Source organism: Mycobacterium sp. B14F4, assembly GCF_039871645.1.
Taxonomy (GTDB): domain Bacteria; phylum Actinomycetota; class Actinomycetes; order Mycobacteriales; family Mycobacteriaceae; genus Mycobacterium.
Genome location: NZ_JBDPMF010000002.1, coordinates 618,947 through 640,017, shown reverse-complemented (window position 1 = coordinate 640,017; position 21,071 = coordinate 618,947). Strand labels below are relative to the sequence as shown.

At 69.1% G+C, this 21,071-nt stretch carries 20 protein-coding genes and 1 pseudogene; 12 read left to right on the top strand and 9 right to left on the bottom strand.

Annotated features, from left to right (window positions below; genetic code table 11):
- Positions 1–36: 36 nt before the first annotated feature.
- Together ABGB19_RS08350 and ABGB19_RS08345 are read right to left on the bottom strand one after the other, a co-directional pair.
- Positions 37–399, bottom strand: coding sequence for a hypothetical protein (locus ABGB19_RS08350; RefSeq protein WP_347685393.1), 363 nt, complete (start codon positions 397–399; stop codon positions 37–39).
- A 98-nt stretch (positions 400–497) separates the two neighbouring features.
- Complete coding sequence (locus ABGB19_RS08345; RefSeq protein ID WP_347685392.1) at positions 498–851, bottom strand: hypothetical protein; 354 nt, start codon at positions 849–851, stop codon at positions 498–500.
- Positions 852–1,414: 563 nt separating this feature from the next.
- On the opposite strand from ABGB19_RS08345, the gene ABGB19_RS08340 reads away from it, so the two are divergent.
- From ABGB19_RS08340 to ABGB19_RS08310, 7 genes and pseudogenes are all read left to right on the top strand, one after another.
- Entirely contained in the window at positions 1,415–2,347 is a 933-nt protein-coding gene (locus ABGB19_RS08340; RefSeq protein ID WP_347685391.1) for an enoyl-CoA hydratase, read from the top strand.
- Between the two features lie 45 nt (positions 2,348–2,392).
- Positions 2,393–3,232, top strand: coding sequence for an SDR family oxidoreductase (locus ABGB19_RS08335; RefSeq protein ID WP_347685666.1), 840 nt, complete (start codon positions 2,393–2,395; stop codon positions 3,230–3,232).
- Positions 3,233–3,326: 94 nt separating this feature from the next.
- Positions 3,327–4,055 (top strand): class II aldolase/adducin family protein, encoded by a 729-nt coding sequence (locus tag ABGB19_RS08330; protein WP_347685390.1) that lies wholly within the window; start codon positions 3,327–3,329, stop codon positions 4,053–4,055.
- 590 nt (positions 4,056–4,645) lie between these two features.
- A complete protein-coding gene (locus tag ABGB19_RS08325) occupies positions 4,646–6,172 on the top strand; it encodes a helix-turn-helix domain-containing protein (protein WP_347685389.1) in 1,527 nt (508 codons plus the stop codon).
- Between the two features lie 145 nt (positions 6,173–6,317).
- Positions 6,318–7,581: pseudogene (locus ABGB19_RS08320) on the top strand (FAD-binding oxidoreductase).
- A gap of 129 nt (positions 7,582–7,710) precedes the next feature.
- On the top strand, positions 7,711–8,178 hold the full coding sequence (locus tag ABGB19_RS08315) for a GreA/GreB family elongation factor (RefSeq protein WP_347685388.1): 468 nt from the start codon (positions 7,711–7,713) through the stop codon (positions 8,176–8,178).
- Between the two features lie 28 nt (positions 8,179–8,206).
- Complete coding sequence (locus ABGB19_RS08310) at positions 8,207–8,776, top strand: helix-turn-helix domain-containing protein (protein ID WP_347685387.1); 570 nt, start codon at positions 8,207–8,209, stop codon at positions 8,774–8,776.
- On the opposite strand, the gene ABGB19_RS08305 is transcribed toward ABGB19_RS08310, so the two are convergent.
- Positions 8,726–9,733 (bottom strand): NAD-dependent epimerase/dehydratase family protein, encoded by a 1,008-nt coding sequence (locus tag ABGB19_RS08305; RefSeq protein ID WP_347685386.1) that lies wholly within the window; start codon positions 9,731–9,733, stop codon positions 8,726–8,728. The two genes, ABGB19_RS08310 and ABGB19_RS08305, sit on opposite strands and share 51 nt — an antisense overlap.
- A 45-nt stretch (positions 9,734–9,778) precedes the next feature.
- On the opposite strand from ABGB19_RS08305, the gene ABGB19_RS08300 reads away from it, so the two are divergent.
- Together ABGB19_RS08300 and ABGB19_RS08295 are read left to right on the top strand one after the other, a co-directional pair.
- Positions 9,779–10,957, top strand: coding sequence for an NADH:flavin oxidoreductase (locus ABGB19_RS08300; protein ID WP_347685665.1), 1,179 nt, complete (start codon positions 9,779–9,781; stop codon positions 10,955–10,957).
- A gap of 8 nt (positions 10,958–10,965) precedes the next feature.
- Entirely contained in the window at positions 10,966–11,841 is an 876-nt protein-coding gene (locus ABGB19_RS08295) for an SDR family oxidoreductase (RefSeq protein WP_347685385.1), read from the top strand.
- Here the strand turns inward: ABGB19_RS08295 and ABGB19_RS08290 are convergent.
- The 6 genes from ABGB19_RS08290 to ABGB19_RS08265 all read right to left on the bottom strand — a co-directional run bounded on the left by ABGB19_RS08290 (position 11,814) and on the right by ABGB19_RS08265 (position 17,868).
- Positions 11,814–12,137 (bottom strand): DUF732 domain-containing protein, encoded by a 324-nt coding sequence (locus ABGB19_RS08290; RefSeq protein WP_347685384.1) that lies wholly within the window; start codon positions 12,135–12,137, stop codon positions 11,814–11,816. The genes ABGB19_RS08295 and ABGB19_RS08290 overlap by 28 nt on opposite strands.
- A gap of 37 nt (positions 12,138–12,174) precedes the next feature.
- Positions 12,175–12,645 (bottom strand): (2Fe-2S)-binding protein, encoded by a 471-nt coding sequence (locus ABGB19_RS08285; RefSeq protein ID WP_347685383.1) that lies wholly within the window; start codon positions 12,643–12,645, stop codon positions 12,175–12,177.
- Positions 12,638–13,513 (bottom strand): FAD binding domain-containing protein, encoded by an 876-nt coding sequence (locus ABGB19_RS08280; RefSeq protein ID WP_347685382.1) that lies wholly within the window; start codon positions 13,511–13,513, stop codon positions 12,638–12,640. Before ABGB19_RS08280 ends, ABGB19_RS08285 begins: the two co-directional genes overlap by 8 nt.
- Complete coding sequence (locus tag ABGB19_RS08275) at positions 13,510–14,199, bottom strand: SRPBCC family protein (RefSeq protein WP_347685381.1); 690 nt, start codon at positions 14,197–14,199, stop codon at positions 13,510–13,512. The genes ABGB19_RS08280 and ABGB19_RS08275 overlap by 4 nt, the downstream gene beginning before the upstream one ends.
- A gap of 22 nt (positions 14,200–14,221) precedes the next feature.
- Positions 14,222–16,585 carry a xanthine dehydrogenase family protein molybdopterin-binding subunit gene (locus ABGB19_RS08270; RefSeq protein WP_347685380.1) on the bottom strand — a complete coding sequence of 788 codons (2,364 nt, stop codon included), beginning with the start codon at positions 16,583–16,585 and terminating at the stop codon, positions 14,222–14,224.
- Between the two features lie 164 nt (positions 16,586–16,749).
- Positions 16,750–17,868, bottom strand: a complete 1,119-nt coding sequence (locus ABGB19_RS08265) for an XdhC/CoxI family protein (protein ID WP_347685379.1) — start codon at positions 17,866–17,868, stop codon at positions 16,750–16,752.
- A gap of 144 nt (positions 17,869–18,012) precedes the next feature.
- Between ABGB19_RS08265 and ABGB19_RS08260 the strand changes: the two genes are divergently transcribed.
- From ABGB19_RS08260 to ABGB19_RS08250, 3 genes are read left to right on the top strand one after another with little or no spacing between them, the layout of a single operon-like run.
- The gene (locus tag ABGB19_RS08260) at positions 18,013–18,867 is read left to right on the top strand and encodes an alpha/beta hydrolase (protein WP_347685378.1); all 855 of its coding nucleotides are present in this window, start codon (positions 18,013–18,015) and stop codon (positions 18,865–18,867) included.
- Between the two features lie 5 nt (positions 18,868–18,872).
- A complete protein-coding gene (locus tag ABGB19_RS08255) occupies positions 18,873–20,327 on the top strand; it encodes a wax ester/triacylglycerol synthase family O-acyltransferase (protein WP_347685377.1) in 1,455 nt (484 codons plus the stop codon).
- A 31-nt stretch (positions 20,328–20,358) separates the two neighbouring features.
- Positions 20,359–21,015, top strand: a complete 657-nt coding sequence (locus ABGB19_RS08250) for a M15 family metallopeptidase (protein ID WP_347685376.1) — start codon at positions 20,359–20,361, stop codon at positions 21,013–21,015.
- Positions 21,016–21,071: the final 56 nt, after the last annotated feature.

The following is a 21,071-nucleotide window of genomic DNA, read 5'->3' as shown; positions in this document are numbered from 1 at the left end:
GGCGACGGCGCTGTCGCCGCTGGTCACCGGCCCTGACTATGGATTACGGCCGTCGCCGAAGACTGGGGCCGGGGGTGGCGTCACCGTCATGGCCTGCTGCTCCTCGGCCAGTCCGATGCAGCTGCCGGAGTTGTGGCCGATGCAGGGGATGCCCATCACCTCGGGAACGTCCGGGTTGCCGGGTTGTGTCGTGAAGACCGAACCGGAGTTGGGGACGGTGTGCGGCACACAGTTGGTGGTGAAGGGATCCGGCTCTTCGCCGCCCGTGCAGCCCTGGGCCACCGGTGCCACGTCGGGCGTGGGCGCCGCGAACACCGCGATCACCGGAGCGGCGGCGATCGCAACCGCAAAGCCACCGGCAAGAATGAGTCGTTGTGCTGGGAACTTCATGGTCGCCATCGTCACGCTTTCTGTAGTTATTGACCGTGTCGTCGGCAAGGATTCTAGGGAAGCTGGCAGCTTTCTGCACAGCTTCCGACAGTTCCCCGAGAGCGCGGCTAGGGGCTCGAGCTGATGGTCGAGCGCGGCTGTGCGGGCGGCCCGGCGGCGGCTTCGTTCTCGGCCAAGCCCAGGCAGGCGCCCGAATTGTGCCCGATGCACGGAATGCCGTCGATTTCCGGGACATCCGGGTTCGCTGCGGTGGTGGTGAACAGCGGAGGCGAATTCGGCACCAGGAAGGGCATACAGGTCGTGGTGAATTGATCCTGTTCTTCACCTGATTGACATCCTTGCGCCACCGGGGAACCCGGCGCGGGCGTCGCGTGGATGCCCGCCACGGGGGCGGCGGCGGCCGCCACGAAGAAGCCGCCGATCAGGACAAGTCGCCGCAGCGAGAACGAGGAATTCGTCATCCCGCGATTCTAGAGAGCATGCCTGTGAATCTGCAGATGTTCCGGCGGGTTCCGACCCCCGGGGGCCTTCGGATCACGGGCTCGAGCCGATGGACGTGTGCGGCTGCAAGAGAGGCGTCTGAGTCTGCTGCCCTTCGGCGGGGCCGACGCACGACGCCGAACACCGGCCGCCGCAGCCGAATTCCGTCGATCGCCGGCATATCGGGCTTTCCGGGAATCGTCGGCGACGGTGACAGCGAGTTCGGACCCAGTTCCGGGAGTGCCGACGGGTGCGGTCAGGATCGCCGCTGGGAACCCACCCGCCAGGGCCATCCGGGGCACCGGAACCCGCTGTGACGCCGTGTGCTGTTCTCTCGATTTGCTGTGCGCTAGTCCCGACGACCGGTTGACTGCCGGTCCGCGCCCCGAGGGCACTCCGGTTCAGGCAGATAGCGAGGCTCGCGCAAGCAGCGCCACGATGGCTCCTGGTTAGCTGTCAGTCGGCTGTGGCACCGCTGCATGACACTTTTGAGCCGCACCGTAATGTGCAGGATGCCGGATAGACATGAGCGAGGTGGTCCGCGATGGCGAGCCCAGATCTGACAGACGCAGCTGCCGGAGGCGATGCGACGCAACAGGTGACGTACGAGACGCTCGACGACGGGCAGATCGCGCGCATCTGGCTGAACCGTCCGAATGCGCAGAATGCGCAGTCGAGAACGCTGCTGGTGCAGTTGGACGAGGCGTTCGGCCGCGCCGAGGCCGACGATCGCGTCCGGGTGGTGATCCTGGCGGCGCGCGGCAAGAACTTCTCCGCCGGGCACGATCTCGGCTCGGAGGAGGCGATGCTGGAGCGTCAGCCGGGGCCGGGACAGCACCCGACGTTCCGCTCGCACGGCGCCACCGTGCCTGCCATCGCCGAGCGGACGTACCTTCAGGAGTGGCACTTCTTCTTCGAGAACACCCGCCGCTGGCGCGATCTGCGCAAGATCACCATCGCCCAGGTGCAGGGCAACGCCATCTCGGCGGGGCTGATGCTGATCTGGGCGTGCGATTTGATAGTTGCCGCGGATGACGCGAAATTCAGCGACGTCGTCGGTGTCCGGATGGGGATGCCCGGCGTGGAGTATTACGCGCACCCATGGGAATTCGGGGCTCGCAAGGCAAAAGAGCTTCTGCTGACCGGTGATTCGATCGACGCCGACGAGGCCTACCGGCTCGGCATGGTGTCGAAGATCTTTCCGCGCGGCGAACTCGAGGACAAGACGCTGGAGTTCGCCCGCCGTATCGCCGAGCGGCCGACCATGGCGGCGTTGCTGGTCAAGGACTCGGTCAACGCCGCGGCCGACGCGATGGGTTTCACCGAGGCGCTGCGGCACGCATTCCACATCCACGAGCTCGGGCATGCGCACTGGGCGGCGCACAACGAGAACCGGTATCCGGTCGGCCTGCCGCCGAACGTGCCCGACTGGCGCACGCTCGGCGCGCCGAAGCCGGCCCGCCGCGACGAACCGTGACGTATAACTAGAACCTGTTCTAGTTACATGGCGAAGGGGTCTGCGGTGGAGTTGTCCTTGGCGGGTCGGACGGTACTGGTCACCGGTGGGGGTAGCGGAATCGGCAAGGGTGTCGCCGCCGCGGTGGTGGCGGCCGGCGGCAACGCGATGCTCGTGGGGCGCAACGCCGACAAGCTGTCCGCGGCCGCCGACGAGATCACGGCGCAGGGCGGCCCCGGCTCGGTGCTCTACGAGCCGGCCGACGTCACGAACGAGGACGAGGTGGCGCGGGTCGTTGAGGCGGCCACCGCATGGAACGGCCGGCTGTACGGCGTCGTGCACTGCGCGGGTGGCAGCGAGACGATCGGGCCGATCACGCAGATCGACTCGGAGCTGTGGCGGCGCACCGTCGACCTGAACATCAACGGCACCATGTACGTGCTCAAGCACTCCGCGCGGGAGATGGTGCGTGGCGGTGGCGGATCGTTCATCGGCATTTCGTCCATCGCGGCGAGCAATACGCACCGATGGTTCGGCGCCTACGGCGTATCCAAGGCGGGCATCGACCACATGATGCAGTTGGCCGCCGACGAACTCGGTGCCTCGTGGGTGCGGGTGAACTGCATCAGGCCGGGCCTGATCCGTACCGAACTCGTTGCGCCCGTGCTGGGTTCGCCCGAGTTGAGCGCCGACTACGCGGCGTGCACGCCGTTGCCGCGCCCCGGCGAGGTCTCCGACATCGCGAACGCATCGCTGTTCCTGCTCAGCGACGCGTCGAGCTTCATCACCGGTCAGGTGATCAACGTCGACGGCGGGCAGCTGGTGCGCCGCGGCCCCGATTACTCGTCGATGCTCGAGCCGCTGTTCGGTGCCGAGGGGCTGCGCGGAGTCGTCGCCAGCCCGTAGGGGTTCTCCCCGATGGCGAGGATGGGCCCGGGCGCGGCTGACAAGTTCGGGCTGAAAGCGAGTCGTCGACTTCTCATACCGATAAGCTCCGCGCATGTCCGAGGAGTCGACATTGCGGGTCGACCTGGCCGCGTGCTACCGCCTCGTCGCACATTTCGGTTGGGACGATTTGATCTTCACCCACATCTCCGCGCGGGTGCCAGGTCCCGAGCACCACTTCTTGATCAATCCCTACGGGATGCTGTTCGACGAAATCACCGCATCGAGCCTGGTGAAGGTCGACCAGCACGGGGAGAAGGTGGGCGATTCGCCGCACCCGATCAACCCGGCGGGCTTTGTGATCCACAGCGCCGTCCACGCCGCGCGTCCCGACATCGTCTGCGTGCTCCACGTACACACGCCCGCCGGAGTCGCGGTGTCCGCTCAAGAATCGGGCCTCCTGCCCATCTCTCAGCAGTCGACCATCGCGCTCGCTTCTCTCGGGTACCACGACTACGAGGGCATCGCGCTGCGCGACGACGAAAAGCCGCGGCTGGTAGGTGATCTCGGTGACAAGACGTCGCTCATCCTGCGAAACCACGGCCTTCTCACCGTGGGACCGACCATCGCCGATGCGTTTCTCTACCTGTACATCTTGCAGCGTGCCTGCGAGATTCAACTCCTCGCGCAGTCCGGCCGCGGCGCGCTCGTCTCGGTGGACAAGTCGATCCTCTCCGGCGTGAAAGACAACGTGACCGCCGTGCTCAAAGGCGCGGGTGGTGGCCTCGCGTGGCCCGGTCTCTTGCGGCGACTCGATCGGATCAATCCCGGCTATCGATCGTGACCTGAAGGCCGCAGTGCAACCCTTGCGAGGCGCGGCGCGCTGGTCGCATGCCGCAGAGGTCTCTGCGTTCTTCTGAAAACTCGGGATGGGCCGGGATGGGCATCGTGAGGCGAGTCTCTGCGTCTTCTGTTCAGGCCCGTACGCCGACGTGGCATGCGACGATGGCGGCGACGCTCGTGGCGAGCTATGCACGTAAGGGGTGGTGGATGACTCGGGTGATGGCTTCGCGCGGCCGCAGTGCGATCGCGAAACTGGCTGTCGCCGAAGCACTCCTCGTAATGGCTGCAGCGACGCTGGCGAGCGCGGCGCCCGGATTCGCAGGAGCTTCCGGTACGCCCGTTCCACTCCAGAGCTCTGGCTCCGACACTCCCACCGGTCCGAACGATCCGAGATGCGCGGCGATGCACTGGGCACTCGAATGCCAGGGTGGCCCGTACGCCCTCCCATCGGCTCCACCCGCGCCGCCTCCTCCGCCCATGGCGCCGTCGACGGGTAGCGGCATGCCCGGAATGCCGGGGAGTATCTAGCCCCGTGTGGCACGACGCAGCCGTCATGGCCGCAACAACATTCGCACGTATCGGGCGCGGCGTGTGGTCACACTAGACCGGCTCGTGAACGTGCTCGGAAGCTATGGCGTCCGCTTGCGTTTCTGCCCGATACCCCGTTCCAGAGAACTGGGCAGCGTCGTCATGCATGAGGTAACCGCCGATCGCACCGTAACCGGGGACGTGCTTCTGGCCATCGGAGCCCGCTCGGTCGACGAGGCCTTGCAGTGGGCGGTGTCTGCGCGTGCGGCGGTGGTACTTCTTCGCGACGGCGAGGATGGGACGACGTTCGCGGGAATGGCCGAGGGTGTTGCCGTGATGGCCGTCGATTCAATGGTGTCCTGGAGCGAGCTCGCCGCAGTCGTCTACGGGTTGGTGCTGGAAGGTCGCGAGACCGAATCAGGCCGTGGGCCAACGGATCTCTTCGCGCTCGCCGACAGTCTGGCCGAGTCTACCGGCGGCGCCGTGACCATCGAGGACCCGTTGTCGAGGGTGCTCGCCTACTCCACGATGCAAGAGAATGCCGACCCGGCACGTGTCGCGACGATCATGGGCAGGCAGGCGCCGGAGCGCTTGCGCGCATTCTTCGAATCCCGCAGCGTCTTCGCGCATCTTGCCGCATCCGACGAGCCACTGTTCGTCGACTCGGACCCCGACCAGGGATTCGCCGGACGTATGGTCGTCGCCGTGCGGTCCGGGCGGGAACTGATGGGATCGGTGTGGGTGTCCTGCGCGAGACCGCTGACCGGATCGGAGCGCACGGCGTTGGCCGACGGCGCCCGCACCGTGGCCCTGCACCTCTTGCGGTCCCGGGCCAGTGCGGATCTGGAACGCCAGGTCGAATCCGAACTGGTGATCCGACTGCTCGAAGGCAGCGCCGACGCCGCGGCCTCCGCGAGTCGGCTCGGCCTGCCGCACAAAATGATGCGGGTCATCGCCCTCCAGGCGTCGATCGGTGCGGACCGTGACGCGGCTCTGCTGCTGGCATTCGAGCGGGCGACCACCGGCTTCGGATGGTCGCGCCCCGGCCGGAGCGCGTTGGCGGGCAATACGGTCTACACGTTACTGCCCGGCGAGGAACCGGTCGCGGCCCGACGATGGATCGCAGCCCTGCAAGCGGCTCTGCCCGATCAGGTGACAGTATTGGCAGGTATCAGCAAGCCAGCGATGGCAACGGATCTGCCCGCGGCGCGTCAGGAAGCCGACGAGTGTCTGGCGCTACACGAAGTCAAGGCCTCGGCCGTGCCTCCCGCCTACGACGAGTCGTGGGACGAGATCCTGCTGCAGCGTCTTCGGACAGCGGCGCAGTCGGGCCGAACCCCGGACCGGGGACCGGTCGCCGAGTTGCGACGCCACGACCGCGCCAACAACACCGACTATGTGTCGACGCTGAGGGCCTGGCTGGAGGCTCTGGGCGACCCGGCCGAGGCGGGCACGCGCCTGGGGGTGCACGAGAACACCGTCAGGTACCGGCTGCGCAAGATGAGCGAGATCACCGACCTTCAACTGGGCGATGCGCAGAAGCGGCTGGCGATGATGATCGAACTCGCGGCCGGCGACACCGACCGGTAGGTCCCGAACCCGCGGCGGCCCTGTCGCCGTTGTCGGATCGCCCCAACGGCGCCGCCACGAGTTGTTCCGCCAGGGCAACCGCGCCCGCCACCCGGCGCACGACCATGGGGTTGTCAGTGCAGGTGTCAACAGCGGAGGTGTACTCATGGTCGGCGACGAGCGTATCGGCGGTGGACCCCGGTCTGCGGTCGTGGTCGGCGCCGGCATCGTCGGGTTGTCGACGGCGTGGTTCCTGCAGGAGCGTGGTGTCGACGTCACGGTGGTGGACCGCAGCGGCGTGGCGGCCGGCGCCTCCTCGGGCAACGCGGGATGGATCTCGCCGGCCCTGACTCTGCCGCTGAACTCGCCGAAGGTGGTGCGCCACGGGCTGCGCGCGCTGCGTGATCGCAACGCCCCGCTGCACATCCCGCTGACCGCCGACAGTTCGCTGTGGCTGTTCCTCGCCCAATTCGCCGCCAACTGCCGCCGGTCGTCGTGGCACCGCGCGGTGCGTGCCAACCTGCCCCTCAACGAGGAGTGCGTCGAGGCCTTCGACGTGCTCGTCGGCAACGGGGTCGACGCGCCCGTGACCGATACCCCGATCACCGCGCTGTTCCGCGACACCGGTGACGCCGAGGCCATGATGCGTGAGCTTCGCGCGCTCGAGGAGGCAGGGCAGAGCCTTTCCGTCACCGGGCACTCCGGTGAGGCCCTTCGTGAACAGGTGCCGCTCGCCTCACCGGTGATCACCGCGGGAATCAGCGTCAACGGCCAGCGGTTCGTCGATCCGGGCCGTTTCGTGCAGGCCCTGGGGGACGCGGTCGAACGGCGGGGAGCCACCCTGCTCACTGAGGATGTGCGGGGCGTCTTCAGTCACGGCAACGGTGCGATGGTGCAGCCCTCGGCCGGCGAACCGCTGACCGCCGATGTGGCAGCCATCGCCACCGGCGCGTGGTTGTCACGGTTGGCAGGCCGCCGGGTTTCGGTGCCAGTTCGAGCCGGGCGGGGTTACTCGTTCACCGTTCCCGTTGACCGCTCGATTCCGGGGCCCATCTACCTACCCGACGTGCGGGTGGCGTGTACGCCCCACCGCGGAGCCCTGCGCGTGGCGGGCACGATGGAGTTCCGCGAGCCACACGATCCGGTGTTCGCCGAACGGGTCGGGGCGATCCGCATCGGCCGGCCCGCTCCTGGACGGAGTCCGGTGGGCCGAGCGCACCGACATCTGGGTCGGTTCGCGTCCCGTCACCACCGACGGCCGAGCGCTCGTCGGGGAGATGGCACGCAATGTGTATGTCGCCGGAGGGCACGGCATGTGGGGCCTGGCCCATGGTCCGGTGACCGGCCGCCTGCTGGCCGAGCAGATCACCACCGGCAAGCAACCCGAAGCGCTGCAGCCTTTCGATCCGCTGCGCCGCGCGATCGCGTAACCGCCACAGACTCCCGCCCGCACGGGCGCCGCGAGTCGTCAGGGGCGGAGCTGCCCGGCTGGCCCGCCCCTGACGGCAACCCCTCTCGTCGAGGGGCATCGGGTCCCACCGAACAATGGAAGGCAAGTAATGACAAGCACACAACGCGCCTGGATCTCACCGGATGCCCACGCACGGCTGCAACACGAACTCGCCACCCTGCGCCAGTTGTGCGCGACAGCGTCCGGCGACGGCATTGCCGACGAGAACGCGACCGCCATCCAGCGGGCGCGCCAGACCCGCATCCAGCAGATCCACGACCTACTGATCAACGCTGTCGTGGGCGAGGATCCGCCGGACGACGGGATCGCCGAACCGGGCATGGTCGTCACGGTCCGCTACGACGACACCGGCGAGACCGAGACATTCCTTCTCGGCGTGCGTGGCACCGAGCACGGCGACCTGGAGGTCTACTCCATCAACTCCCCGTTGGGCGCCGCCGTTCTCGGCGCACGGTCGGGTGAGCAACGCACCTTCCGCCTGCCCAGCGGTGCAGAGCTTTCCGTCACGATCGTGGCCGCCGTTCCCTATGGACTGCACAGCGCTCGAGTGGGCTAGCCGGGTGGCCTGAGGTTCAATTGCTGACGTGGACGACGCCAAGTCGGCAGGACGCCCCCGCGACGCATCGATCGACACGCGGGTCTTCGCGGTGACGCGTCAACTGCTCGTCGAGATCGGGTGGGACGAGCTCAGCCTGCGGTTGATCGCTGCACGGTCGGGTGTCAGCCGTTCGAGCCTGAACCGCCGCTGGTCGTCCAAGGCCGAACTGGTGCTGCACGCGATCCTCGGGGCGACACCGGATCTCGCTCCGTTCGCCAACACCGACCGGCTCGGCTGGGTCGACTGGGTCGCCCGCGGCAGCCGTCAGCTGTTCGCGCGCCCGGAAGTGCGGGCCGCGGCTCCCGGCCTCCTGTTGGCGATGGCGGAGAACCAGGACTTGCGTCGCCGGCTGTGGGCCGATTTCAGTGGTCCGGCGGTTGCGCTGTTCACCGCCGAAGTTCCCGATTCGGCCGATGCGGACCGCGACGCCAGGGCCGTCATCGCGATGGCTGCCGGCGCCGCCCTCTTCTTGACCACCGTCGCTGTCGAGGATGACACCGACGAACTACACCGCCGGATCGCCGGCATCCTCGGCGATGCGGTGGGTCGAGAGTGAGGCGACGATGGCCTCGACCGGCGAGCGCCAGACCACGCCGAGGTCCGCGAGCGTGGCCGAGTCGTCGGTGGGGGTGGCCGCGGTGAGCAGCAGCGCCGCCTCGTAGGACAGGCCGTCCCCCAGGTCGACGACGCCCGACATCGCCTCGCTGATTCGGCTGAGGCCACGAAACACATTCTGGGGCAGCGGTATCCGCTTGAAGCGCCGCCCGGCGCCGCGCTCCAGTGCGGCGATCATGTCGTCGAAGGTGATCAGCGTGCCGCCACAGACATAGCGCCGCGGCCCGCGGCCCGGTGTCATCAGCGCCGCATGCACGTCGGCGACGTCGCGGACGTCGATCATCTGCATACCCCCACGCAGTCTGGGGGCGACGCCCCACCGCACGATCGGCGCCCAGCCCCGCTCCGTGACGCCCGGTGCGGTGTGAAACGCGGGCCCCACGACGCTCGAGGGATAGGTGACGACGACGGGCGCGCCGCGGCTCTGCAGTCGCCGCGCGGCGCGATCGGCGTAGGCCTTGGTCTGCGCATAGGGGCTGCGACCGGTCGCAGTGGGAGTATCCGGTCCGATGACACCGTCCGGAGGCGGGAACAACGCGCTGTAGCTGCTCACCGACACGACCGGGTCGAGCCCGGCCTCGCTCGCGCGGGTCAGCACCGACTCCGTCGCGTAGGCGTTGATCTGCCACATCAGCTCGCTGCGGCGCTTGTCGGTGCCGACCACGCCTGCGGCGTGCAGCACCGCGTCGCAGCCGCCGAGCAGGAGGTCGACCGCGGCGGTCTCCCTGACGTCCCCGAGCACCACCTCCACCTCGCCGAGCTCGGCGAGACGCGCCGGCACGTCCGCGTCCTGCGCGTCCGGGGGGACCAACAGCCGCACCCGGTGGCCGCGGGCAAGCATCGCCCGCACACAGTGGGCGCCGACGTAGCCGATTCCTCCGGTGACGGCGATCCGCATGGTTTCCCCTCTCCCGTGACCCGAGGCTGCTATATTACGGTGCCAATGGTATCGAAATCGACGGCAGCCTTCACCCCCATGGCGCTGGGCCCCCTGACGCTGAAGAACCGCTTCATCAAGGCGGCGACCTTCGAGGGCCGGATGCCACGCGGTGAGGTCACCGACGAGCTCGTCGAATTCCATACCGAGGTGGCCTGCGGCGGCGCCGCGATGACGACGGTCGCGTACTGCGCGGTTTCACCCGACGGACGCGTGCACCGCGACACCATGGTGCGCGACGCGCGACGCGCCGCAGCGCTGCGTCGCCTGACCGATGCCGTTCACGCTCACGACGCGTTGGTGTGCGCACAGATCGGTCACGCAGGTCTGGTCGCGAACACCCGGTCGAACCGGATGCCGACGCTGGCGCCGTCGACCCGGTTCAGCGCGCCCGCAATGGGATTGGTGCGAGCGGCCACGACCGGACAACTCGACCGCGTGCTCGACGACTTCGGCGAGGCGGCCCGCAACGCCGTCGATGCGGGCTTCGACGCCATCGAAGTGCACCTCGGCCACGGCTATCTGCTCAGCTCGTTCATGAGCCCGAACCTCAACAAGCGCAGGGACCGCTTCGGCGGTGACACGGTCCGGCGGGCCGAGCTGGCGCGCCGAGTCCTCGAACGGGTACGCGCCCGGGCCGGTGACTCCGTGGCGGTCACCGCGAAATTCAACATGGACGACGGTGTCCGGGGCGGCCTCTGGCTGACCGACAGCCTGCCGACGGCACGTCTCATCGAATCCGACGGCCATGTCGATGCATTGGAGTTGACCGGCGGCAGTTCGCTGCTCAATCCGATGTACTACTTCCGCGGTGAGGTACCGATGGCCGAGTTCATCGCCTCCCAGCCGGCCGTCGTCGGCCTGGGGCTGCGGGTCGTCGGGCGCCGGATGTTTCGCACCTACCCGTTCGAGGAGGCGTTCTTCCTCCCGCTGGCCCGTCAGTTCCGCGAAGCGCTGTCGATGCCGCTGATCCTGCTCGGCGGTGTCAACACGATGTCGACCGTGTCGAACGCGCTCGCCGACGGGTTCGAGTTCGTGGCCATGGCGCGTGCCCTGCTGCGAGAACCGGAGCTGGTCAACAAGTTCCGTGCGGGTAGCGCCCGCGAAGGGCTGTGTGTGCACTGCACGAAATGCATGGCCACCATCTACGACGGCACGCGGTGCGTGTTGCGACACCAGGACTAGGACCGACCATGGGCACATACGCGGTCACCGGGTCGGCCTCCGGCATGGGGCACGAGGCCGCCGAGCGACTGCGCCGGGCGGGGCACTCCGTCATCGGCGTCGACCTCGGGGACGCGGAGGTCATCGCGGACCTCTCCACCCGGCCCGGACGAGAAGCGGCGGCCGCCGAGGTGCTGTCGCGGTGCGACGGCCGACTCGATGGGGCCGTGCTCGCCGCCGGGATCGGCCCGCGCTCCGGTGCCGGACAGTGCCGCTCGATCTTCGAGATCAACTTCTTCGGTGCAATCGAGTTGCTCGACACCTGGCGCCCCGCACTGGCCACCGCCGGAACCGCCAAAGTCGTCGTGATCGGCAGCAATTCGGCGACGACGACACCGTTGGTGCCGCGCCGGGCGGTGCGTGCGCTGTTGGCACACGACGCGACGAAGGCGACTCGTGCCTTGCGCGGATTCGGTCCGCTCGCACCACCACTGGCCTACGCGGCGTCGAAGATCGCGTTGACCCGCTGGGTGCGACGGCACGCGGTGGCACCGCAGTGGGCGGACGCCGGGATCCGGATGAACGTCCTCGCGCCCGGAGCCATCGATACGCCGTTGCTGCAGAAGCAGCTCGCCGACCCCCGCACGGCGCGTGCGATCCGGTCTTTCCCGGTGCCGACAGGCGGTTTCGGCGATCCGGGGCACTTGGCCGATTGGATGGTGTTCATGATGTCCGACGCCGCGGAGTTCCTCTGCGGCAGCGTCATCTTCGTCGACGGTGGCACCGACGCCTGTCTTCGGTCCGACGACTGGCCGAGGCGCTACCCGACGTCGAGGCTGCCCCGATATGTACGACGCGTGCTCGCGTTCCGGAGGCGCTACTCCGGCAGGTGCTCCCGGCAGTAGGCGTAGACGGCCAGGCCGCCGAAGTTCACGGCGTCCTCCTGCGACCACTTCTTCTCGGTGCTGCGGATGAGTTGCAGGGCTCCGTCGAGGCTGCCGCCGTCGTTGAGAAGATCGCATGTCGCGTGCGCCAACTCGAGCGCCTCGGCATCGTCCTTGACCGGCACGCCACGATCGCGCAGCGCGGTCAGAAACGCCTGATCGATCTGCTCCTGCGTCTGCGCGAAGACAGGTGTCGCGAACGCCGTCGCGAGCGCGACCACGATCGCGGCCGCGCCGAAGAACCGCTTCGTACCCATGTGCTCCCCACTAGCCTCCCCCCGGCGACCGAGAAGCCTAGGTCATCTCGGCCGCACGGTGTACGGCATTCACGATTCCCTGGTAGCCGGTGCAGCGGCAGAAGTTTCCGCTCAGCCCCTCGCGGATCTCCTCGTCGGTGGGCTTGGGGTTGTCGCGCAGCAGCGCGGTGATGGTGGTGACGAAACCCGGTGTGCAGAAACCGCACTGCAGGCCGTGGCATTCGCGCATCGCGGCCTGCACCGGCGACAGCTCCCCGTCCGGTCCCGCGATGCCCTCGACCGTCGTGACCTCCATACCCTCGGCCTGCACCGCGAAGAGCAGGCAGGCGCGCACCGCGTCGCCGTCGAGCAGCACGGTGCACGCGCCGCACGCCCCGTGTTCACAGCCCAGATGCGTCCCGGTCAACCCGCACTTCTCGCGCAGGAAGTCCGCCAGCGTCATCCGCGGTTCGACGGTCGCCCGGTACGCGCGCCCGTTGACGGTCATCTCGACCGGGGTCTCATGCATCGGTTGCCTCCGTGATGGCTGAAGACCACGCGCGGGCGACCATGGTCGCCCCCACCTTGGCCCGGTAGGCGGCCGACCCCTGCAGGTCGGACGGAATGTCGTCGAGCCCGGACAGCGCGAGCCGCCCGACCTCCTCCGCGCTGATGTCGCTCACCGGCCGGCCGGTCACCGCCTCCTCGGCCCCGGTACCGCGCAGCGGCGTCGATCCGAGACCCAGAAGCCCGATACCGCAACGCTTCACGCGGTCGTCGTCGTCCAGCTCGACCGCCACGGCCGCGCCGGCGATCGCGAAATCACCGTGGCGGCGCGCGAACTCGTCGAGCCCGAAGCCGGAACGCCCGCCCCACACCGGGAAGTGCACGGCGGTCAGCATCTCACCGGGCTGCAGCGACGTCTCCCACAGGCCGGTGAAGAAGTCTTTCGCCTCGATCCGGCGCGACCCCGTCGACGACAGCACATGCATCTGCGCGTCGAGCGCCAGCGCGACCGCCGCGTACTCCGCGGCCGGATCGGCGTGCGCGATCGCGCCGCCCAGCGTTCCCCGGGTGCGGATCTGGAAGTGCCCGATATAGGGGGTGGCCAGCGTCAGCAGCGGAACCGACTCGGCCACCTCGTCGTCCATGCCGACGTACGAGTGCGGCGTACCCGCGGCCACCAGCACCGCGCCGTCGACCGGATCGATGCTGCGCAGTTCCTCGATCCGCGAGATGTCGACGAGGTTCTCGAAGTGTGTCAGCCGCATCGCGAGCATCGGCACCAGGCTCTGCCCGCCGGCGAGGATCTTCGCGTCCTCGCCGAACTCCGCGAGCATGTCCACCGCCTCTTTCGCAGAGTCGGGACGGTGATAGGCGAACGGGGCGGCCTTCATGACAACAATCGCAGAAGCGCCGCCTGCAGATCATCGGCCAGCATCGCCGCGGGCGCCTTCTTGCGTCGCCGACCGAGCAGGAACCCGACCGCCAGGCCGGCAGCCAGTCCGACCGCCACCGGTGCCGCACGCTTGGCCATCGGCACCGCAACGACTTTCAGCATGTCGATGCTGTCACCGGCGTCCGGTTGGGCGGCGGCCGCGGCCGCCTCCGTGGTCGGCGCTGTGGTCGCCGGTGCCGCGTCCCCGAGAACGCTGGCCTCCAGCGACTTGGCGAACTGGCCGATCAGGTTAGACGCCACATCGGCGAGCACCCCCCGGCCGAACTGCGCGGCCTTGCCGGAGATCGTCAGGTCGGTGTTGATGACCACGCTGGTGGAGTCGCCCTCGTCCTTGAGTTGCGCGGTGACGATCGCTGCGGCGTTGCCGTTGCCTCGCGTCTCCTTGCCCTCGGCCTTGAGCACAACCCGCTGCGCGGCCGCGTCCTTCTCCTGGAAGGCCGCAACTCCCTTGTAGGACACCGTGATCGGGCCGACTTTGACCTTAACCGCGCCGGTGAACTCGTCGCCGTCCACCGATAGCAGCGTGGCGCCGGGCAGGCACGGCGCGACCCGCTCGACGTCGGTCAGCACCTCCCAGGTCTTCGCGGCGGGCACGGCGACCTGGAACTCGTTGTTCAACTCCATTTTTCATCCACAGGTTGTTCCCTCACTTCTTGGCTTGCTCGATCGCCTCGACGATCGCGGCAGGGCTGGCGGGCAGGCGGGTGATCGTGACGCCGAGCGGCGCCAGGGCGTCGTTGATCGCGTTGATCACGGCAGGCGTCGAACCGATTGCGCCGCCCTCGCCGACGCCCTTGTAGCCGCCGACCCCCGGCCCCGGGATCTCCACGTGCCCGTACTCGATGTCCGGCACCTCGGTGGCCGTCGGCAGCAGGTAGTCGACGAACGTCGACGACAACGGGTTGCCGTCCGCGTCGTAAACCATGTCCTCCAGCAGCGCCCCGCCGATGCCCTGCACGGTGCCGCCGGCGATCTGACCCTCGACCACGTTCGGGTTGATCATCGGGCCGACGTCCTCGCTGACGATGTAGCGGGTCAGCGTGACATGCCCGGTCTCCGGATCGACCTCACAGGTGCACGCGTGAGTGGCGTTGGCCCAGTGGATCATTGCTTCGGGCGGCGAGGCGAACCGTGCGGTCGCCTCCAGCGACGAGGAGACGCCGGGCGGCAACTGCTGCGGCTCGTAGTGCGCGCGGAACGCAAGGTCGGCGAAACTCACGCTCTTGTCGGGATTTCCGCGTGCGATCGCCCGCGACCCCGCCAGCTCGACCTCGGCCTCGTCGACCTCCAGCCGCGGTGCCGCCATCGCCACGATCTGCTTGCGCAGCATCGCGCCCGCCTCGGCCACCGCACCCGCGGTCATCGGGCCGCTGCGGCTGCCCTGTGTTCCCGCACCGTAGGGCGTCACCGCGGTGTCGCCCTGGATCGTCGAGACGTCGCCGATGACGGCACCGAGCGCGTCCGCCGTCAGCTGAACAACGGTGGTCTCGATGCTGTTTCCGGTCGACCCGCCGTTGACGTAGACGTTGATCTTGCCGGTGGGCTCCATCCGGATGGTGCAGCCCTCGGTGCCCAGGTGGCCCGTCGCCGCGCCCGTCGGCTCGATGTAGGCCGAGAAGCCCAGCCCGAGGTAGCGGCCCTCGGCCAGTGCGTCGGCCTGCTCCTTGCGGAAACCCTCGTGGTCGAGGATCTTCACGGCCTGCTCGAAGGTGTCGGCCGGGGCGACGTGATCGTACGGCATGCCGTTGGGGTTGAAGTACGGCATCTCGTCGCCGCGCAGGATGTTGCGGCGGCGCAACTCGACCGGATCCATGTCCAGCTTGCGGGCCGCGATGTCGAAAAGCACCTCGCGAGCGAGGGTTTCGTACTGCCACGGGCCGCGGTAGGCGGCCAGGCCCGCCGTGTTGGAGAACACCGTCTTGTAGTTGAAGCTGGCCTTGGGCACCCGGTAGGGACCGGGGAAGAACATGCCCACCGCCGCCGTCGTGAGCACCGGGTACGGCGTCGGATACGCGCCGATGTCGTAGGCGAAGTCGATGTCGACCGCGAGGATGGTGCCGTCCTCATCAAGAGCCATGCGGGCGGTGCCGTCGACGTGGCGGGCCTGCCCGGCCGACATCAGGTTCTCGCGCCGGTCCTCGATCCACTTCAGCGCTACGCCCGATAGCGCGTTCGACGCCGCGGACGGCACCTTGCGCGCGGCGAGCATGATGCACATGTCCTCGCGCATCGGCACGACCTTCTGGCCGAACCCGCCGCCGGTGTCGCGCATGATGACCCGGACGTTGTGGGCGGGAATGCCCAACAGCCTTGCGCAGAAGGCGCGCAACTCGTGCGGCGTCTGCGTCGACGCCCACATGGTCAGCTCCTCGGTTGCCGGCGTCCACTCGACGACCATGCCGCGGCACTCGATCGGCACCGGCGCGTAGATCTGCTGATAGACGTTGGCCGAGGCGACGCAGGCCGCGTTGGCGAAGGTGTCCTCGTCCGGCGGGGCGCCGCCCATGCCGCCCGCGACGTTGTCCGGGTAGGCCTCGTGCACGACGACATCGGAACCGACGGCTTGGGTGAAATCGGCGACGGCGGGCAGCGGTTCGTAGTCGACCTCCACCGCGTCGACCGCGTCCTCGGCGATGTATCGGCTGTCGGCGATGACGAGCGCGACGGGGTCGCCGACGAACTTCACCTCACCCTCGGCCAGCGGCGGGCGCGGGGTGTCCGCGATGTCCTTACCCGCGACCGCGTGCCAGGCCTCCTTGACGTCGGGATTGAGATCCTCGGCGGTGAACACGGCGTGCACGCCGGGCATGCCCAGCGCGGCCGACGCGTCGATACCCCTGATCCCGGCGCGGGCGAAGGGGCTGCGGACGAAGCAGGCGTGCAGCATGCCGGGGCGCACGACGTCGTCGACGAACGTGCCGTGACCGGTCAGCAGGCGGTTGTCCTCGACGCGGGGAACGCGAGTGCCCGCGTAGCGGGTCGCAACCGTCCCCCCAGAAGCTGAAGTCACCTCGTCGCCTTTCCGATCGACCTTAAGAGTGACGTTATCGCATTCGAGAACGACATTTCCACACCCGATGTCTCATCGGTCGCAGTGTGCCGGTGCCTGCGGCGCTTGACGGGTGGATTGCCCGCATCAGACGCATGCGATCAACCCGTTAAGCCTTCGTTGTCTCATCCGTCGTGGTGGATCCGGCCGGCCGTGTCGGTCAGCGGCCGGCCGCCGCCGCCCCACCTGCGCGCGATGATCTCCGCGGCGATCGACACCGCGGTTTCCTCGGGTGTGCGCGCGCCCAGATCGAGCCCGATCGGGCTCGCCAGCCGCGAGAGTTCGGCATCGGTCAACCCCGCCTCGCGCAGCCGCGCCATCCGGTCGTCGTGCGTACGCCGCGAGCCCATCACCCCGATGTAGCCGACGTCGAGACGCAGCGCGACCGCCAGCACGGGCACGTCGAACTTCGGGTCGTGGGTCAGCACGCAGATCGCGGTGCGCGAGTCGATGAGGCCCCGGTCGGCCTGCTCGGCCAGATAGCGGTCCGGCCACATCACGACCACCTCCTCGGCGCCGGGGAACCGGGCGGGTGTGGCGAACACCGGCCGGGCGTCGCACACCGTGACCCGGTAGCCGAGCAGCGCGGCCTGCCGCGTCAGGGCGCTCGCGAAGTCGATCGCGCCGAACACCAGCATCCGTGGGCGCGGCGCATGGCTGGCGACGAACACCTCCATGCCGGACTCCTGGCGCTGACCGTCGGGGCCGTAGGACAGCACGGCCGTGCGGCCCGCGGCCAGCAGACCACGCGCGTCGTCGGTGACCGCGGCGTCCGAGCGCGCCGATCCGAGCGACCCGGACACCGAGTGGGGCCCGATCACCAGCCGGCGCCCGACGCGCTGCGCTTCGGGGTGCGCGATGACCGTCGCGATGGCCGTCGGCCGGTGCGCGGCGATGTCGTCGGCGATCGCCTCCAACTGCGGGAACGTGTCACGCGACATCGGCTCGGCGAAGATGTCGATGATGCCGCCGCAGGTGAGCCCGACGGCGAAGGCGTCGTCGTCGCTGACGCCGTAGCGCTGCAGTTCCGGACGGCCCGCCGTGACCACCTCGTGCGCCAGCTCGTAGACCGCGGCCTCGACGCACCCGCCCGACACCGAGCCGGCGACCGTGCCGTCGGGGGAGACCACCATCGTCGCGCCGGGCTGGCGCGGCGCCGAGCGGATCGTGCGCACGACGGTGGCCACACCGGCCGTGCCGCCGGCCCGCCACACCGACAGCAACTCGTCGAGCACGTCGCGCACGCTGGCAGTGTATGCCCGCCGCGCTGTGCAGGCGCTCAGCGGCCGGAAAGGGCGTGCCCGCGCGCATCCTCGTGCTGTAATGGCGGTATCGCTTGGTACTGGCCCCAACACCTGATGATCCCGCGGTTACCGTCGTTGCCCGCGTTGGCCTCGGTCGCAGACATCCCGGCCGGCCGGGTGGTCGAGCTGCCCGGCCGCGGCACCACCTACATCGTCGACTCCGGACCGCACGACGGCCCGACCTTCGTACTGCTGCACTCGGTGGCGTGCACGGGCGTGATGACCTGGTATCCCGCGCTGACACATCTGCAGGAGTTCGGCCGGGTCGTCGTCCTCGACCAACGCGGTCACGGCCAGGGTGTCACCACGCCGCGCTTTCTTCTCGAGGACTGCGCCGACGATGTCGCGGCCCTCGCCGATGTGCTGGATATCGACACGTTCGTGCCCGTCGGGTACTCGATGGGATCGCTGATCGCGCAGCTGGTCTGGCAGCGGCACCGGGACCGGGTGGACGGCCTGGTGTTGTGCGCCGCCGCCGCGGCGGTCAACCGCGCGAGTTACGAGAAGATCGCGACCGGGCTGTTCGCCGCGCTGCTCGAGTCGCTCAGTCCGCCGGCCCGGCGACTCGAACCCGCCGCGGCGGTGGCGCCCGGTCGGCTGCGCGACCACCAGTGGATCCTCGGGCAGGTCCGCAGTACGTCGCCCGGCGCCATCACCCGGGCCGTGGCCGAGGTCATCCGGTTCGACTCCACGACGTGGGTTCATCAGGTCGACGTGCCGACGGCGGTGCTGGTGACCACGCGCGACCGCGCATTCGGCGTGCAGCGACAGCGTTGGCTGGCCAGCCGGATACCCGACGCCGAAACCGTCGAGGTGGAAGCCGGGCACGCGGGCTGCACCTTCGCTTCCGAGAAGTTCGTCGCCGGACTGCGGTCGGCGATCCGGTCCGTGCACGACCGTCTTCCGCAACACCGGTTGCAGCGCGCCCAGGGCGGCTAGCCGATGTGAAGCGACTTACCGGCTGGGATGCGTTCCTGCTGTACAGCGAGACCCCGAACGTGCACCAGCACACGCTCAAGATCGCGGTGGTCGACACGGCGCAGTTCGAGGGCCCGCCGACGTTCGACGCGTTCCGCGAGACGTTCCGCTCGCGGCTGTGGATCCTCGACCCGCTGCGGTACGAACTCGTCGACGTACCGCTCCGCCTGCACCGGCCGATGTGGCGGGAAGACGCCGAGATCGACCTCGATTACCACTTACGACGGGTGACCGTCCCTGCGCCCGGCGGGCGGGCCGGGCTGGACGCGCTGGTCGGCGAGATCGCAGGCACGCCGCTGGACCACCGTCGGCCGCTGTGGCGGCTGTACTACGCCGAAGGCCTCGCCGACGACAGGGTCGCGGTGATCGGGAAGGTGCACCACGCGCTGGCCGACGGCATCGCCTCGGCCAACCTGATGGCGCGGGCGATGGAATGGCCGGACGTCGCGCATCCCGAGCACGCCGTTCCCAGGGCGGTCGCCCCGCCCGGCGCGGTGGAGCTTCTGCGCAACGCGGGTCGAGACCATCTGCGGCAGCTCAGGGAATTGCCCGCCGCCGTCCGGGATGGCGTCGCGGGCATCTATCGGCTCCAGTGGCACGCTCGCCATCGTTTGCGTGACCCCGACCTCGCCAGGCCGTTCAAGCCCCCGCCCACGTTCCTCAACCGAAGGATCTCCGCCGGAAGGGCGTTCGCGACCGCGACGTTGTCGCTCGACGAGGTCAAGGCCGCGAGCAGGTGCCTCGCCGTGACGATCAACGACCTCGTGCTGGCGATCGCCGCGGGCGGTCTGCGCCGGCTGCTCCTCGATCGCGACGGACACGCCGACGAGGCGCTGATCGCCGAAGTGCCTGCGGCGACCGATATCTCGCCCGACCGCATCGCGGGCAACAAACTGAGCACGATGCTGGTCTCGCTGCCGGTCCAGCTCGACGATCCGTTGGCGCGTGTCCGGCTGATCCAGACGGCGACTCGAATCGCCAAGGAAGACAACGAACTTCTCGGCCCCGAGACGGTGAGCAGGTTCCTGCAGTACGTACCGGCGGCGGCGGTGCGCCTGACATTCAACTGGACATCGCGGCGGCACGGGCCGAATCAGTTGTTCAACGTGATCGTCTCCAACGTGCCGGGCCCGCGTCACCGCGGCCGCATCGCCGGAGCGGTCGTCACCGAGATCTACTCGGTGGGCCCGCTGGCCGCCGGGTCCGCGATGAACGTGACCGTGTGGAGCTACGTCGACCAGCTCAACATCTCCGTGCTGTGCGACGACCGGGCCTTCGACGACGTCCACGAAGCGACCGAGGCCTTCATCGGGGCCTTCGCCGAGATCCGCCGCGCCGCGGGGCTGGGCGGGACGACCACGAACGTGGCGACCGCCCTGCCGCAGGCGGTCGGCCCAAGGCGAGAACGCGGACTAGCGTAGGGCCACTACTCCGACGCAGAGGAAACGAGAGATGCGCAACGTCCTGGCCGCCCTGCTGGCCTGCGCCGCGGCATGGTTGGCGTGGCCGGCGGCCGCGACGCCGGACGAGCCGGTGCCGCCGGTATCGGATACGGCGGCCGCCGCGGGCCTGGTCGACGTCCGCACCGTCGTGCCCGACGCGGTCATCGATCTGCGCTACGCCACCGCGGACAACTTCGTCGGCGAGCAGATGTACCCGGCCGACGCGCGCTGCCTGGTGCACGAGTCGATCGGGCCGGGTTTGGCCGCCGCGGCCGATGCGCTCGGGACCAGCGGCGACGTGCTGGTGTTCTGGGACTGCTACCGGCCCCACGAGGTTCAGGTACGGATGTATGACGCGGTGTCCGAGCCGGGCTGGGTGTCGCGCCCGACCGACCACGCCCGCAGCCACGAGGCCGGTCTGTCGGTCGACGTGACGCTGGCCCGCGACGGCGCGCTCGTCGACATGGGCACAGGCTTCGACGAGTTCACCCCGCGCGCCAACGCCTACGCCACCGAAGGGGTCGGCCCCGCCGCGCAGGCCAACCGGGCCCGGTTGCGCGATGCGATGGCGCTAGGCGGGCTTCGCGTCTATCAGGGCGAGTGGTGGCACTTCGACGCACCGGACGCTTACGCCGAGCACCCGCTCCTCGGTGCGCCGGTCAATTAGCCGACGTCAGGCGGCGGTCGGGTCGGCGACCGCCTGGCAGTAGAAGCACAGGTTCG

Bases quoted from the DNA above. Each gene is read 5' to 3' on its own strand.
- ABGB19_RS08350 (WP_347685393.1), bottom strand. From the start codon at position 399: ATGGCGACCATGAAGTTCCCAGCACAACGACTCATTCTTGCCGGTGGC.
- ABGB19_RS08345 (WP_347685392.1), bottom strand. From the start codon at position 851: ATGACGAATTCCTCGTTCTCGCTGCGGCGACTTGTCCTGATCGGCGGC.
- ABGB19_RS08340 (WP_347685391.1), top strand. From the start codon at position 1,415: ATGGCGAGCCCAGATCTGACAGACGCAGCTGCCGGAGGCGATGCGACG.
- ABGB19_RS08330 (WP_347685390.1), top strand. From the start codon at position 3,327: ATGTCCGAGGAGTCGACATTGCGGGTCGACCTGGCCGCGTGCTACCGC.
- ABGB19_RS08315 (WP_347685388.1), top strand. From the start codon at position 7,711: ATGACAAGCACACAACGCGCCTGGATCTCACCGGATGCCCACGCACGG.
- ABGB19_RS08305 (WP_347685386.1), bottom strand. From the start codon at position 9,733: ATGCGGATCGCCGTCACCGGAGGAATCGGCTACGTCGGCGCCCACTGT.
- ABGB19_RS08300 (WP_347685665.1), top strand. From the start codon at position 9,779: ATGGTATCGAAATCGACGGCAGCCTTCACCCCCATGGCGCTGGGCCCC.
- ABGB19_RS08295 (WP_347685385.1), top strand. From the start codon at position 10,966: ATGGGCACATACGCGGTCACCGGGTCGGCCTCCGGCATGGGGCACGAG.
- ABGB19_RS08290 (WP_347685384.1), bottom strand. From the start codon at position 12,137: ATGGGTACGAAGCGGTTCTTCGGCGCGGCCGCGATCGTGGTCGCGCTC.
- ABGB19_RS08285 (WP_347685383.1), bottom strand. From the start codon at position 12,645: ATGCATGAGACCCCGGTCGAGATGACCGTCAACGGGCGCGCGTACCGG.
- ABGB19_RS08280 (WP_347685382.1), bottom strand. From the start codon at position 13,513: ATGAAGGCCGCCCCGTTCGCCTATCACCGTCCCGACTCTGCGAAAGAG.
- ABGB19_RS08275 (WP_347685381.1), bottom strand. From the start codon at position 14,199: ATGGAGTTGAACAACGAGTTCCAGGTCGCCGTGCCCGCCGCGAAGACC.
- ABGB19_RS08250 (WP_347685376.1), top strand. From the start codon at position 20,359: ATGCGCAACGTCCTGGCCGCCCTGCTGGCCTGCGCCGCGGCATGGTTG.